We start from the raw sequence: 14,105 nt of genomic DNA, 5'->3' as shown, positions 1-14,105 counted from the left end.
CTTCCTTCGGGGCCGGGGCCGGGCACTGTCCAGCGTCTGGCTTAGGTTAGCCTTGCCTCTTAAATTCACACAAGGTTAGGCTTACCTAATTAGTCGGGAAGTTCGTCCCGCGGAGGGGTGGGTCTTTTGTCCTCTGGTGTCAGCACCGATGAGATGCGCGCGCACGTGGTGGTCGGCGACGTGGCCGATCCGCTGTCGTTGGTCACGCGCCTGGCCGGGTCCGGCCTGTTCACCGACTATGTGGTGTACGAGCGGCCGGGCCGCTGGACGTTCGCGGGCGGGGTGGCCGGTGAGGTGATCCTCGAACCCGGCGTCGTGCGCAGCCGCTGGGCGGACGGTCCCGCCGAGGAGGAGACCTGGTCGGGACGGCCCTCCGCCGCGCTGGAGGCCGCGCTCCAGTCGGCTCCCTGGCCGGCCTGGAACGCCTACGGCTGGATCGCGTTCGAGTTCGCCGCGCACGTCCCCGCGGGACGGCTCGCCCACCTGGTCGTGCCGCGCACCGAGGTGCGGATCGAGGAGGGACGCGCCGTGGTGACGAGCACGGACCCGGGCGAGGCCGAACGGGTCGCCGCGCTGCTGTCCGAGCCGGTCGCGTCGCAGGTCGTCCCGCCGGGTGCGTCCCCGGTCCCGCCGTCGGCCGTGTCGTCGGCCGCGTCCTCTGTCGTGTCCCCCGCCGCGTCTCCCGTCATGTCGTCGGCCGAGGTCGCGGCGACGGCGGCTCCGGTGCCGTCCCCGGTCGACGTGCGTCCCGGCGGCGACGACTACCGGGCGCGGGTGGCCAGGGCCGTGGCCGAGATCGGTGCCGGGCTCTACCAGAAGGTCATCGTCTCGCGCCGGTTGCCGGTCCCGTTCCCGGTCGACGTCGTCGCGACCTACGCGTGCGGCCGCGCCGCCAACACCCCGGCCCGGTCGTTCCTGCTCGACCTGGACGGCTTCCGGTCGGCCGGGTTCAGCCCCGAGGTGCTGGTCAGCGTGGACGAGGCCGGTACGGTCACCACCCAGCCGCTGGCCGGCACCCGGGCCTTCGGCCGCGGGGAGAGCGTGGACTCGCTCACCCGCCGCGAACTGGAGGGGGACCCCAAGGAGATCTTCGAGCACGCGGTCTCGGTGCGCGCCTCGCAGGAGGAGCTGTACCGGGTCTGCGCACCCGACACGGTCCGCGTCACCGGCTTCATGACGGTCAAGGAACGCGGCAGCGTGCAGCACCTGGGCTCCAGCGTCAGCGGTGAGCTGGCACCCGGCCGCACCGGCTGGGACGCTCTCGACGCGCTGTTCCCCGGGGTGACCGCCTCGGGCATCCCCAAGCCCGAGGCGATCGACGCGATCGCCCGGCTGGAGGAGCCCCGCGGGCTCTACGCCGGCGCCGTCCTGTCGGTCTCGCGGGACGGGGCGATGGACGCCGCCCTGGTGCTGCGCGCCATCTACAGCGAGAACGGCCGGGCCTGGCTGCGGGCCGGTGCGGGCATCGTCTCCGGCTCGACCCCCGAGCGGGAGTACGAGGAGACCTGCGAGAAGCTCTCCAGCATCGCCCCGTACGTGGTCCCGAGCGCCTAGCCGCCGTTCCCGTGCCACCCGGGCGAGGCGCCCCCGCCCGGGTGGCACGTGCTTCTCCCCACCGGCCGCGTCCGGCGACCACCCGGCACCGCCGACCCGGTGGCCCCGCCCCGGCCCGGCGGCCTCGTCCTGGCCCGGTGGTGCCGGGGCCTCACCGCACCGGCGTCCCGGGAGCCGCGACGTCGTAGGTGAGGAGCAGGGCGCCCGAGGCGAACCGGCGGGTGTCGGTGAGCCGGAGATCCGCCTTCGGGTACGTGCCGTCGAACAGCGGCGTCCCGCCGCCGAGCAGGACGGGGTTGACGACGAGCCGCAGCTGGTCCAGGACACCGAGGCGCACCGCGGAGGTGGCGGCCCGCCCTCCGGCGAAGAGCGCGAGGTCGCGCCCGTCCTGGCGCTTGAGGTCGCCGAGGAGGCGGGCCGGGTCGTCGCCGAGCGGGTGGGAGTTGTGCCACCCGGTGCGCGGGAACGTACGGGACAGGACGTACTTGGGCAGCTCGTGCATCCGGCGCCGCTGGGTGGCCGAGACCTCCTCCCCTGCCGTCGGCCAGTACGCGGCGAGCTGCTCGAAGGCCGTCCGGCCGAAGACCATCCCGTCGATCGACTCCAGCAGGGCGTCGATGTGGTCCTGGAACTCCTTGTCGGCGAACCGCCAGTCGATGTCACCCGCGGGGTCGGCGACGTAGCCGTCGAGCGACACGTTGATGTGCAGGAAGAGGCGTCTCACGGGATCTCCTCGAAGGGGCGATGACTTTTTGATCGGGCGAACAAGAAGTCGTGACCGGCACGGTTCCACTTCTTGAACGCACTGTCAAGAAGTTGTAGGCTCCCCCCATGCCACGCACCGGACGGCCCCGCTCCTTCGACGACGACCAGGTCATCGGGGGCGCCCTGGAGATCTTCTGGCGGCACGGCTACGCGGCCACGTCGCTGCGGGACCTCAAGGGCGGGATCGGCGTGCTGCCGGGCAGCCTGTACGCCGCCTACGGCGACAAGCACGCGATATTCCTGCGGGCGCTGGGGCGTTACGTGGACGCGAGCCGGGAGCAGGCGGACGGGATCGCGGCCGAGGGGCCCGTCCTGCCGCGGGTCCGCGAGCTGCTCCTCGGCGTCCTCGAGGCCGCGCGGGCGGAACCCGGGCGCGGCTGCATGCTCGGCAACACCGCGGCCGAGCTGCTCCCGCGGGACGAGGCGGCGGGACGGCTGGTCCACGACGGCTTCGGCGCGCTGGAGAGCGGCCTGGAGCGGGCCCTGGACGCCGCGCGACGCTCCGGCGAGGTCCGTCCCGACATCGACTGCGGGGCCCAGGCCCGCCTCCTGCTCGCCCTGATGCAGGGACTTCACGTCGTCGCCCGGGCCGAGGCCGACCCCCGTCGCCTCGCCGACGCCGTCGACGCCGCCCTCGCCCCGCTGACCGCCCGGCCCGGGAGCGACCACCCGGACCGGTGACCCCGGTGACCCCGGTGACACCGCCGACCCCGCCGTCCGCGCCTGCGGACATCCCCGGACGCGGACGCCACGGACACGGACGTCCGCGGGTGCGGACGTCCGTGCCAGGACGCTCAGCCCAGGCCGGTGGCGAGCTCCTTCTTGCTGACCTTGCCGACCGGGGTGCGCGGGAAGGTCTCGACCAGCCGGATCCGGTCGGGCCACTTGTAGGCGGCCACGCCGCGCTCCTTGAGGAACGCCTTGACCTCCCGCAGCGTCGGCGCCTGGCCGCGGACGATCAGGAAGGCGCAGGTCCGCTCCCCCATCGCCGCGTCCGGTATGCCGACCACCGCGGCGTCGTGCACCGCCGGGTGGGCCAGCAGGTGGTTCTCCAGCTCCTCGGCCGAGATCTTGTCCCCGCCGCGGTTGATCTGGTCCTTGGCGCGGCCCTCCACGACGAGGTGTCCCGTGGGCAGCTGCCGCACCAGGTCACCGGTGCGGTAGAACCCGTCGGGGGTGAAGGAGCGCGCGTTGTGCTCGGGCGCGCGGTAGTAGCCGCGCAGGGTGTACGGGCCGCGGGTGAGCAACTCGCCGACCTCCCCCGGGGCGACCTCGGCGCCCTCGGAGTCGACCACGCGGATCTCGTCGGCCGGTGAGAGCGGCCTGCCCTGCGTGGTGTCGACCAGCTCCCTCGGGTCGTCCAGCCGGGTGTAGTTGAGCAGCCCCTCGGCCATTCCCAGCACCTGCTGCACCGCGCAGCCCAGCACGCCGGGGACCTGGGCGGCCCGCTCGGCCGCGAACTTGGCGCCGCCGACCTGGAGCAGTTCGAGCGAGGACAGGTCCTCCTTGGACCAGGAGGCGGCCTCCAGCCAGAGCAGCGCGATGGGCGGCACCATCGCGCAGACCGTGACCCGCTCCCGCTCGATGAGCGGGAACGCCTCGTCGGGAGAGCCCGAGGGCGCCAGCACGACCGTGCCGCCCCTGGCGAACACCCCGAGCACCCCGGGGCAGGCGAGCGCGAAGTTGTGCGCCACCGGGAGCACCACGAGGTAGACGGTCGCGGGGGTGAACCCGCACACCTCGGCACTGGCCTCCAGGTTGTAGACGTAGTCGCGGTGGGTGCGCGGGATGAGCTTGGGCAGGCCGGTGGTGCCGCCGGAGAGCAGGAAGACCCCGACGTCGGCCGGATCGGGCCGCTCGCAGGACACCTCACCGGGGTCGGCCTCGAGGTCGGCCAGCGCGAGGAACTCCTGGGCGTCCCCGTCCACCACGACGTGCTCGACGGAAAGCGAGCGGGCCAGCTCGCGGTGGTCGAACCCGCCGTGCACGTCCGGGATGACGTACGCCCTGGCCTCGCTCAGCTCGCACAGGTAGCCGATCTCGCTGCTGCGGTGCGCGGGCAGGGCCAGCACCGGGGCGGCGCCGATGCGCACCAGCGCCAGGAAGACGACGACGAACGAGGACGTGTTGGGCAGCTGCACCACGACGCGGTCGCCGCGCCGGATGCCGAGCCGGGCGAAACCCGCGGCGGTGCGCCCGGCACGCCGGTCCAGCTCGGCGTAGGTCAGTCGCTCGTCCCCGGCGACCAGCGCGACCCGCTCCGGGTCGCCTCCGCGCAGCACGTCACCGAGGAGGCGGTCGCTCCAGTAGCCCTCGGCCACGTACCGGGCCTCGAACTCCTCGGGCCAGGGGGTGAACCCTTCCACGTCTCACCGCCCCGCGAGCTGGGCCGGCTCGCCGGGGACCGGCTCGGCCGGGTCGTTCCCCAGGGCGACGATGCGGTTGGCCGAGTCCACGTGGACCACCTTGGGCAGGTGCGCCCGTCCCTGGGCGTCGTCGAAGGTGCCGTACGAGATGATGATGACGAGGTCTCCGGGATGCACCAGATGGGCGGCGGCACCGTTGACGCCGATGACCCCGCTGCCCGCCTCACCGGTGATGGCGTAGGTGACCAGGCGGGCACCGTTGTCGATGTCGACGATGTGGACCTGCTCCCCCTCGACGATGTCGGCGGCGGCCATCAGTTCGGCGTCGATCGTCAGGGAACCCACGTAGTGCAGGTCCGCCTGGGTCACCGTGGCGCGGTGGATCTTTCCGTTCATAAGGACCCGCTGCACTGTCTGCCCTCTTTCCCTAAGGTCAACTAAGGTAAGGCTCACCTTATCCACTCTGCATGTCGAGGAGAACCCCGAAGATGCTCCGCCATCTGGCAATGGACATCGGCCCGCTCCGTACCAGCAGGGCCTTTCGCGACGTCTTCATCGCGCGCACCGTCTCGGTCTTCGGCATCGGGATGCTCATGGTGGCGGTCCCGGTGCAGGTGTACGCGATGACCGGCTCGACGGTGCACGTCGGCGCGGTCTCCTCGGCCGAGGGCTTCGCCCTGCTGGCGGGTTTCCTGTGGGGCGGGGTGCTGGCCGACCGGCACGACCGGCGCCGGTTGATGCTCGTCGCGCGGACCGCGGCCGGGCTCGGCTTCTCGCTGCTGACGCTGAACGCCTTCCTGCCGTCCCCCTCGCTGGCGGCGATCTACGTGCTCGCGGCCTGGGACGGGCTGGCCACCGGCGTCAGCGTCACCGCGCTGCTGGCCGCGACCCCGGCGCTGGTGCCGCCCGACCGGCTGGTGGCGGCGGGCGCGCTCAACGCGCTGACCGTACGGCTGGGCTCGATGCTCTCCCCCGCGCTCGGCGGGCTGACCGTGTCGGCGTTCGGGGTCGGCTGGAACTACGCGGCCGCGGCCGCCGGCACGCTGGCCACCCTCGGCCTGCTGGCCAGGCTGCCCGCGCTCAGGCCGGTCTCCGAGGTCACCGAGAACCCGCTGCGGGCGATCGGCTCGGGACTGCGGTTCGTGGCCTCGCACCGCGTCGTCGGGTCGCTCATGCTGCTCGGCCTGCTGTTCATGGTGGCGGGCGGCATCCCGGTGCTGATGCCCGCGTTCGCGTCCCTGCAGCTCGGCGGCGGCCCGGCCACGGTCGGCCTGCTGTACGCGGCACCGGCCTGCGGCGCGGTGCTCGGCGCGGTCACCAGCGGCTGGACGGGCCGCTCGCGCTCTCCGGGCAAGGCGCTGCTCGTCGCGTCGGTCTGCGGGTTCGCCCTGCTGGCCTGCCTCGGGCTGGCCCGCCACCCCGCGCTCGCCGTCGCGATCCTGTTCGGGTACGGGCTGGTCGCCTCCATCGAGGAGATCCTCCGCTACGGCCTCATCCAGGCGCACACCCCGGACGGCTACCTCGGGCGGGTGAACGCCCTGTGGTCGGCCCAGGAGACCGGTGGCGAGGCCGTCGGCTCGCTCGGCGCGGGCGCGCTCGGCCGCTACCTGGCCCCCGGCACCGCGATCGTCGTGTACGGGGCCGCCAGCGCCGCGCTGGCACTGGCGCTGGCGCTGACGCTCACCGGCCTGCGCGGCGCGACCCTGGCCCCCGGCGAGCACGGGGACGAGCACGGGGACCAGGGCGAGCACGAGGGCCGGGGCGAGGAGGCCGGGACCCGGTGAGACGGGCCGCCGGGTCCCGGCGGCTCCCGGCCGGTCCGGTGGGTCCCGCCGGTTCCGGGGCGCCCGTCCGGTGCTCCGGACACGGCCGACGCCCACGGGGCCGGCGCGGACACGACCGGCGCCCACGGGACCTGCGGGCTACCGCCCGGCTTCCAGGCGTTCGTCGATCTCGTCCTCGGACATGCCCTCCACCGCGAGCCAGATCTCCGCGACCGCCTCCAGCCTGCCGGGCGTCTCCTCCGTCTCGGTGAACCGGTGGGCGATGCGCGACACGGTCCGCTCGGTGAACAGGGCCCGCAACGGCAGCGACGACGCGTCGAGCGCCTCGCGCAGCCGGGCGATGACCGTGGTGGCCAGCACCGAGTCCCCGCCGAGCGCGAAGATGTCGTCGTGCGCGCCGACCCTCGGCACGTCCAGCACCTCGCCGACGATCCGGGCGAGCACCCGCTCCAGCGCGGTTCCCGGGGCGGTGTAGGGGGCGCCCGCCTGCCCGGCCGCCGCGGTGACCAGGGCGGTGAGCGCCCTGCGGTCCACCTTGTCGTTGGCGGTCAGCGGCAGCGCCTCCACCGGCACCAGCAGGTCCGGGATCATGTGCGGGGGCAGCAGCTCCCGCAGGTGGACGAGCAGGTCCGCGGTGGCGCCTTCTTCCGCTTCACTGGACCGGCCGGGCTCGCCGGTGAGCACCACCGCCGCGGCCAGCCGCGCGTCCGCGAGCAGGCCGACGGCCCGGCGGACCCGGGGGTGGCTCTCCAGCGCGGCCTCGACCTCGCCGAGCTCGATCCGGAAGCCGCGGACCTTCACCTGGTGGTCGCGCCGCCCGAGGAACTCCAGCGTGCCGTCCGGCCGGTAGCGGGCCATGTCCCCGGTCCGGTACCAGCGGGTGCCCTCGTGGACGACGAAGCGGTCCGCGGTGCGCTCGGCATCGCCGGTGTACCCGTCCGCGACGCCCGCGCCGCCGATCCACAGCTCGCCCTGGGCCCAGTCGGGACGGTCCCGCCCCAGCTCGTCCACGACCCGGCAGGCGACCCCGCGCAGCGGCACGCCGTACGGGATCGCCGTCCAGTCGGCGGGAACCTCGCCGTCGACCTCCAGCACGGTCGAGTGGATGGCCGTCTCGGTCGTGCCGCCGAGCGCGACGAACCTGCAGCCGGGTGAGCGCTCCCGCAGCAGCGCGGGCAGGTGCGTGCCGACCCAGTCGCCGCCGAGCAGCACCAGCCGCAGGCTCGGGACGGGGCCGGTCTGCAGCAGCATCTCCAGCACCGACGGCACGCAGTTGAGCACGGTCACCGACCAGCGTCCGGCCAGCTCGGCCCAGCGGGTGGCGTCGCGCCGCTCCTCCTGGTCCGGCAGCACCACGGCGCCGCCCGCCGACCAGAGCGCGAACAGGTCGAACACCGACAGGTCGAAGTCGAGCGCCGACACCGCGAGCGAGACGTCCCCCTCGCCGATGGAGAACCGCTCGACCAGGTCGCCGATGGTGTTCATCGCGGCCCGGTGCGAGACCTCGACGCCCTTGGGCTCCCCGGTGGACCCCGAGGTGAACAGCACGTACCCGACCCGGTCCGGGGTGACGGCCACCGGTGCGCCGGCGGGCGCGGGGTGCGTCACGGCCGCCGCCAGCGAGTCCGGGGTGAGCGAGACCGCGACCCCGGCGGTCGTGAGGATCCGCTCGCGGCGCGCGGCGGGCTGCCCGGACCCCACGGGGACGTACGCGGCACCGGCGGCCAGCACGCCGAGCACCGCGACGGCCTGGTCGGGGCCCTTGGGCAGTTCGACCGAGACGCGGTCGCCGGGCCGTACCCCCTCGTCCCTCAGGTGGGCGGCCACGCGCAGCGCCCGGTCGGCGAGCGCGCCGTAGGTGAGGGTGCCGTTCTCGCCCCAGTGCAGGGCCGGCAGGTCCGGGGTGGTGCGCGCCCGCTCGAAGAACCCCTCGTGCAGCGTCCCGGCGGGCGGCGGGGGCTGGGCGTTGAGCCGGTGGCGCAGGCGCAGCCGGTCGGGGGACGGGCCGATCCGCAGGGGTTCGTCCCAGTCCGCGTCGGACGCGCCCAGGCGGGTGATCGCGCCGGTGTAGGCGGCGAACATCGCGTCGGCGACCCCCTCGGGGAAGGCCGGGTCGCGGACGTCCCAGTTGAGCAGCAGCCCGTCGGACACCTCGGTGACCTGCGCGTCCAGCAGTACCTGCGGCCCCTGGGAGATGATCCACTCCGGCTCGCCGAAGGCGCGCCGGGCCCGGTCGCCGAACAGCTCGCCGAGGTTGAGCGCGCTGGTGTAGACGATCGGCGCGAGCACCTGCTCGCCGCGCGAGCGCGACAGGTCCCGCAGCACCTCCACGCCGGAGTAGTCGCTGTGCTCGCCCGCCGTGTGCAGCAGCGCCTGCAGCTCGCGGGCGCGCTCGGTGAACGGCAGCTCCCGCGACAGGTCCGCCTCCAGCAGGACCGAGCCGGTGAAGTCGCCGACCAGGGCGTCCACGTCGGGGTGGATCGGCTCGCGGTGGAAGAGCGGCAGGTTCAGCAGGAAGCGCGGCGTCGCCGACCAGGCGCCCATGACCTCGGCGAAGACGGCGGCCAGCGCCATGGCCGGGGTGACGCCCTCGCGGTGCGCGCGGGCGATCAGCCGCCGCCTGTCGTCGGGGGCCAGCCAGTGGTGTTTGCGCACGACCCGGTCGCCGGGCTGCGCGACGACCGGCAGCTCGGGCGGGCCGGACAGCTCGCCGAGCCGTCCGGCCCACCAGCGCCGGTCGCGCTCGCGGGCCTGCGCGCGCGGGTCGGCCGCCAGGTAGCGCGCGTAGCTGTAGCCGATCGGCGGCAGGCTCTCGCCCTCGTACAGCGCGGCGAGGTCGGCCAGCATCGTGCGGTAGCTCATCGCGTCGGCGGCGACCATGTCGACGTCCAGGTGCAGCCGGGCCTCGCCGGAGGGCAGCAGGCTCAGCCGCGCGTCGAAGACCCGGCCGGTCTCGATGGGGAGCCGCTGGGTGGACATCTCCGCGCGCAGCCGCTCCAGCTCCGCCTCCGGGTCGGGGACGGTACGCAGGTCGTGCACGGTGACGGCCGGTCCGGGCCGCTCCGGCAGGACGACCTGGGTGCCGTCGTCGCGGATCGCGGCCCGCAGCATCGGGTGCCGTTCGACGAGCGCGACGACGGCCCGCTCCAGGCGGCCGGGGTCGACCCGGCGGCCGTCGAGTTCCACGTACAGGTGCGCGGCGACGGAGCCGAGCGACTGGCCGGAGTCACGGCCGATCCAGTAGGCGTGCTGCATGAGCGCGAGCGGAAAGGGCCCGTCCGGCTCGGTGGCGTCCTCGGTGGCATCCTCGACGTCCTCGGCGGCGCCGGTCTCGGTGCCGTGTCCCGTCCCCGGGGCCGCGTCGGGGGTCGTACCGGAGGCCGTGGCCGTGGTGGAGGCGGCGGCGCCGTCCCCGCCGGGAGCGAGGACGCCGCGCTCGGCGAGCAGTTCCCACCATTCGGCCAGCGTGGGCCGGCGCGCGAGCTCGGCGAAACCGACCTCGACACCGAGCCGGCGCAGGCGGCCGGTCAGCCCCATCAGCTGGATCGAGTCCATGCCCAGCTCGATGAGGTTGTCGTCCGCCTCCACCGGCTCTCCGAGCAGTTCCGTCAGCGAATCGTGAAGTTCTTCCCTGGTCAGCACAGAGCTCCCCTTTAATCAGGTAAGGCTAACCTAATTTAGGCGTGTTCGATCGTCAACGCACGACCGGGCCGGAGCTCCGCAGGCCGCTCACGCCCGCCCCCTGGCCCCCTCGCTGGACAGCAGCCAGACCAGGTACACCCCGCCCAGCACACCGGTGACCACGCCGACCGGGAGCGGGATCGGCAGGTGCAGCGTCACCAGGTCGCTGAAGACCAGCAGCGCCGCCCCCATCAGCGCGGACGGCACGGGCTGCGTCCCCGGGCGGCGGGTGAGCCTGCGCGCGAGCTGCGGCGCGGCCAGCGCGACGAACGGGACCGGGCCCACCGCCGCGGTCGCCACCGCCACCAGGCCCACGCCGGTCACCACCAGCGCGGCCCGGGTCCGCTGGACCGGCACGCCCAGCGCGAGCGCGGCGTCGTCACCCAGCTCTCCCATGCGCAGCCGGCGGCCGAACGCCAGCGCGACCGGTACCAGCACCACCATGGCCGCGGCCAGCGGCCAGGCGTGCTGCCAGCTCCTGCCGTTCAGGCTGCCGGTGAGCCAGAACGCCGCCTCGTACGCCTCGCGCAGCTCGGCGCGGGTGATGAGGTAGGCGTTGAAGGACTCGAGCATCGCCGCCGCGGCCACCCCGACCAGGACCAGCCGGTAGCCGTGCACCCCGCCGCGGTAGGCGACCAGGTAGACGGCGAGCGCGGTCAGCACCGCGCCCAGCACGGAACTGGCAGCGACGGCCAGGGCCCCGCCGCCGACGACGAGGATCTGCACCAGCGCGCCGGTGGCCGAACCGGTGGTGAAGCCGATCAGGTCGGGGCTGCCCAGCGGGTTGCGCGTGATGCTCTGGAAGATCGCGCCGCTCAGCCCGAGGGCGATCCCGGCGAGCAGGCCGGTGACGGCCCGGGGCAGGCGGAGGTTGAGCACGATGAACTCGGTGGCCCGGTCCCCCTGCCCGGTCAGGGCGGCCAGCACCTCGGTGACGGAGAGCGGGAGCTCGCCGGTGCCGACCACGACCACCGCCGCCCCCAGGGCGATGCCGGTCAGGACGGCGCAGACCGCCACCGACCACGGCTCCCACCGCAGGGAGAACGTCCCGGCGCGCAGGACACGACTCGTGCTCACAGCTGGGGAACCCTTCCGCGTCGGACCATCAGCGCCAGCAGGGGGGCACCCAGGAACGCGGTGACCAGCCCCGTCTCCAGCTCCCCGGGCGCCGCGACCACGCGGCCGAGGATGTCGGCCCACAGCAGCAGCACCGGCGCCAGCAGCAGCGAGTACGGCAGCACCCGGCGCTGGTCCGGCCCCGCCAAGGCGCGGACCGTGAACGGCACCGCCAGCCCGAGGAACATGATCGGCCCCACCGCCGCGGTGGCCGCACCGCACAGCACCACGACGGCCAGCGCCCCCAGCGCACGGGTCCGGCCGGGCCGCGCGCCCAGCGCCCGCCCGGTGTCCTCCCCCAGCGCCAGCGCGTTGAGCGGACGGGCCAGCAGGAGCGCCAGCACCGTACCGGCCAGCAGGAACGGGCCGATCCGCAGGAAGACCTCCAGGTCGCGCCCGGAGAGCGAGCCGACCTGCCAGAACCGGAAGCCGCCGAAGCTGCGCGGGCTGAGCAGCATCAGTCCCGCGGTCAGGGAGCTGAACACCGCGTTGATCCCGGCCCCGGCCAGTACCAGCCGGGCCGGGGTGGCGCCGGAACGGCCGCGCGTCCCGACCGCGTAGACCAGCGCGGCCGCCCCGGCCGCCCCGAGGAACGCCGCCCAGACGTAGACGAGGACGTCGTCCACCCGGAACAGGGCGATCACCGTCACCACGGCCACCGCGGCGCCCCCGTTGACGCCGAGCAGGCCGGGCTCGGCCAGCGGGTTGCGGGTCAGCGCCTGCATGAGCGCGCCCGCCAGGCCGAGCGCCGCGCCGACGCCCACGCCCAGCAGGGTCCGCGGCAGCCGGAGCTGCTGGACGATCAGCGCGTTCTCCGAGCCGTCCGGGGCGAGGACGGCGGCCAGGGCCTGGCCCGGCGGGATGTGCTTGGCGCCGATCACGATGCTCGCCAGCACGGTGAGCAGCAGCATGGCGCCGAGCAGGCACAGGGCGGTGAACCGGCCGGGCAGGTACGCGCTCCTCGCGGGGGGAGGCGCGACGGGAGAGGAGACGACGGGGGGAGGCACGCGCTTCAAGTTAGCCCAACCTAACCGACTCGGCGACGGACACCCCGCCGCGTCGACACCGTCGCCACGTCGACACCGTCGCCCTCTCGGCCGTCGCCGCCGGCCCTGTCGAGCCGCCGCTCACCTCGTCCCCGCCCCGCCGCTCACCCCGTTCTCCGTTCCCCGCTCCCCCGGGACGCCGTTCACCCCGACCCCGTCCCGTCGTTCACCTCGTTCCGGGCCGGAGCGGGCCGTCCCTCACCCCGTTCCGGGCCCCGCCGGGGCGCCGGAGCGTACCGGGATCGCCGGGCCCGCCACCGCGTACCGCGCCGGGGCCGGTGGCGTCTCGGGACGCGCCGCGACACCGATGAGCTCGAGAGCCCTGCGGTAGGCGTTCATCTGCCCCGCCGGCGATCCGGCCCGCCCCCACAGGTCGCCGATCTCACGCCAGAGCCGGGCCGTCTCCCGGCCGGTGGCCGGGGCCGCCGGGCTCGACGGAGCCGCCAGGTCCGCCGGGGTCGCCGGGGTCGCGTCGAGCAGGCGCTCGGCCTCCGCCAGCGCCGGTGCGGCGTCTTTGGAGCGTGCCAGGGCGAGTTCGGCCAGGATCACGGACGCCATGGCCGGCACCGTGCCGCGCGCGCCGTCGAGCAGGGTGAGCGCGCGGTCCACCAGGGCGGCGACGTCGTCCAGCGGCTCGGAGAGCCCCGTCCGGCCCGTGCCGCCGAGGCCGGCGGCGCCCGCCGTCCCGTTCACGCCGGCGCGCAGTCGTACGCGGGAGAGCACGAGCAGGCTGCGGGCATGCTCGGGCGTTCCGGGTGCCAGCGTGGAGAGGACGTCGACGGCGGAGGCCGCGAACTCTCCCGCCCGGGTCAGGTCGGCGCCGCCGGGCCGCGCGGTGGCGAGCCATGCCCAGTGCATGGCGCCGCGCACGTAGCGGCCGGCCTCCCGCGCGGGCCTGCCCGCGGCGACGGCGTCGTCGGCGAGCACCACGGCGAGCATGGAGTCCTCCCCGGCCGCGGCCAGGCTGGCCCGCCACAGCTCCAGGGCCTCCGAGCCGGAGCCGGTGACCTGGGGGGCGCCGGACGCCGTCAGCACCCGCTCCGGATAGGAGAGGTCGATCTCCGTCTCGGCGAGCACCGCGGCGAGGTCGAGGGCCAGGTCACCCCGGTCCAGCCCGAGCCGGTCGGCCATGGCGACGGCCTCGGCGCCGAGGTCCCCGGCGCGCAGCGTGTCGCCGGCGCGGTGGTAGCACCGGCAGAGCGCCACGACGAGCGGGAGGTCGGCGAGGCGTTCGGGATGCGCCGCGGCCTCACGGCGGAGCCGCTCGTAGGCCTCGACCGCCTGTGCCGTACGGCCCTCCGCCTCCAGGGCACGGGCCTGGCCGAGCCGCGCCTGGGCGCCGAGCACGGCCCCGTCGTGGTCGGCGGCCTTGACCACGGCCGCGAAACGGCCGGACGCCAGGGCCGGGTCGCCGTAGAGCAGTTCCAGCTCGGCGTGACGCAGGGCGAGCCCGGTGTCGACGCGCTGGTGCGGCTCGATCCCGTGGAGCAGGAACTCCGCGGTGCAGCCGAGCCGGTCGGCCAGCAGGCGGGTGACGACCGGGGTGGGAGTCCGCTTGCCGGACTCGATGAGCGACACGTAGCTGTCCGACAGGTCCTGTCCGGCCAGCTGTGCCTGGGACATGTGCTTGTTCAGCCGCAGTCCGCGGACGCGGTCGCCGATGGTCGCTTGACCGGCCATCACCGGAGCCGTTCCGCCGGGGGCACGATGAGATTCACGTCCCACTCCTTACGCACGGTTTACTGTCAATTACAGTAGATCGTACTGCCGTTCGTGGCCAGCGGCGTCGTGAC

General features: G+C 74.6%; 10 protein-coding genes. 3 read left to right on the top strand and 7 right to left on the bottom strand.

Going from position 1 to position 14,105, the window contains the following annotated elements; all coding sequences use genetic code 11:
- Positions 1-153: 153 nt before the first annotated feature.
- Positions 154-1,554 (top strand): salicylate synthase, encoded by a 1,401-nt coding sequence (locus ABD832_RS19305; RefSeq protein ID WP_344897065.1) that lies wholly within the window; start codon positions 154-156, stop codon positions 1,552-1,554.
- Positions 1,555-1,705: 151 nt separating this feature from the next.
- Here the strand turns inward: ABD832_RS19305 and ABD832_RS19300 are convergent, their stop codons facing one another.
- The gene (locus ABD832_RS19300; protein ID WP_344897062.1) at positions 1,706-2,278 is read right to left on the bottom strand and encodes a dihydrofolate reductase family protein; all 573 of its coding nucleotides are present in this window, start codon (positions 2,276-2,278) and stop codon (positions 1,706-1,708) included.
- A gap of 107 nt (positions 2,279-2,385) precedes the next feature.
- On the opposite strand from ABD832_RS19300, the gene ABD832_RS19295 reads away from it, so the two are divergent.
- Complete coding sequence (locus tag ABD832_RS19295) at positions 2,386-3,000, top strand: TetR/AcrR family transcriptional regulator (RefSeq protein ID WP_344897059.1); 615 nt, start codon at positions 2,386-2,388, stop codon at positions 2,998-3,000.
- 113 nt (positions 3,001-3,113) lie between these two features.
- On the opposite strand, the gene ABD832_RS19290 is transcribed toward ABD832_RS19295, so the two are convergent.
- Together ABD832_RS19290 and panD are read right to left on the bottom strand one after the other, a co-directional pair.
- Positions 3,114-4,685 (bottom strand): (2,3-dihydroxybenzoyl)adenylate synthase, encoded by a 1,572-nt coding sequence (locus tag ABD832_RS19290; RefSeq protein ID WP_344897056.1) that lies wholly within the window; start codon positions 4,683-4,685, stop codon positions 3,114-3,116.
- Between the two features lie 3 nt (positions 4,686-4,688).
- Positions 4,689-5,096 (bottom strand): aspartate 1-decarboxylase, encoded by a 408-nt coding sequence (gene panD / locus ABD832_RS19285; protein WP_344897053.1) that lies wholly within the window; start codon positions 5,094-5,096, stop codon positions 4,689-4,691.
- Between the two features lie 77 nt (positions 5,097-5,173).
- On the opposite strand from panD, the gene entS reads away from it, so the two are divergent.
- Positions 5,174-6,469, top strand: coding sequence for an enterobactin transporter EntS (entS, locus tag ABD832_RS19280; RefSeq protein ID WP_344897050.1), 1,296 nt, complete (start codon positions 5,174-5,176; stop codon positions 6,467-6,469).
- A 138-nt stretch (positions 6,470-6,607) separates the two neighbouring features.
- On the opposite strand, the gene ABD832_RS19275 is transcribed toward entS, so the two are convergent.
- The 4 genes from ABD832_RS19275 to ABD832_RS19260 all read right to left on the bottom strand — a co-directional run bounded on the left by ABD832_RS19275 (position 6,608) and on the right by ABD832_RS19260 (position 13,992).
- Entirely contained in the window at positions 6,608-10,111 is a 3,504-nt protein-coding gene (locus tag ABD832_RS19275) for a non-ribosomal peptide synthetase (RefSeq protein WP_344897047.1), read from the bottom strand.
- An 87-nt stretch (positions 10,112-10,198) separates the two neighbouring features.
- Positions 10,199-11,227: a FecCD family ABC transporter permease gene (locus ABD832_RS19270; protein ID WP_344897044.1), complete on the bottom strand. Its 1,029-nt coding sequence runs from the start codon at positions 11,225-11,227 to the stop codon at positions 10,199-10,201.
- Positions 11,224-12,273 (bottom strand): FecCD family ABC transporter permease, encoded by a 1,050-nt coding sequence (locus ABD832_RS19265; protein ID WP_344897041.1) that lies wholly within the window; start codon positions 12,271-12,273, stop codon positions 11,224-11,226. Before ABD832_RS19265 ends, ABD832_RS19270 begins: the two co-directional genes overlap by 4 nt.
- Before the next feature lie 237 nt (positions 12,274-12,510).
- Positions 12,511-13,992, bottom strand: coding sequence for a helix-turn-helix domain-containing protein (locus ABD832_RS19260; protein ID WP_344897038.1), 1,482 nt, complete (start codon positions 13,990-13,992; stop codon positions 12,511-12,513).
- Between the last annotated feature and the right edge of the window lie 113 nt (positions 13,993-14,105).

It is taken from the genome of Streptosporangium longisporum (assembly GCF_039534895.1).
GTDB classification, from domain to species: Bacteria; Actinomycetota; Actinomycetes; order Streptosporangiales; family Streptosporangiaceae; genus Streptosporangium; species Streptosporangium longisporum.
Note: the sequence above shows the minus strand (reverse complement) of the source record. Positions and strands in the feature narration are given on the sequence as shown.

What these genes read in the sequence shown, in the direction of transcription:
- ABD832_RS19305 (WP_344897065.1), top strand. Translation starts at nt 154, where the DNA reads ATGCGCGCGCACGTGGTGGTCGGCGACGTGGCCGATCCGCTGTCGTTG.
- ABD832_RS19295 (WP_344897059.1), top strand. Translation starts at nt 2,386, where the DNA reads ATGCCACGCACCGGACGGCCCCGCTCCTTCGACGACGACCAGGTCATC.
- entS (WP_344897050.1), top strand. Translation starts at nt 5,174, where the DNA reads ATGCTCCGCCATCTGGCAATGGACATCGGCCCGCTCCGTACCAGCAGG.
- ABD832_RS19260 (WP_344897038.1), bottom strand. Translation starts at nt 13,992, where the DNA reads ATGGCCGGTCAAGCGACCATCGGCGACCGCGTCCGCGGACTGCGGCTG.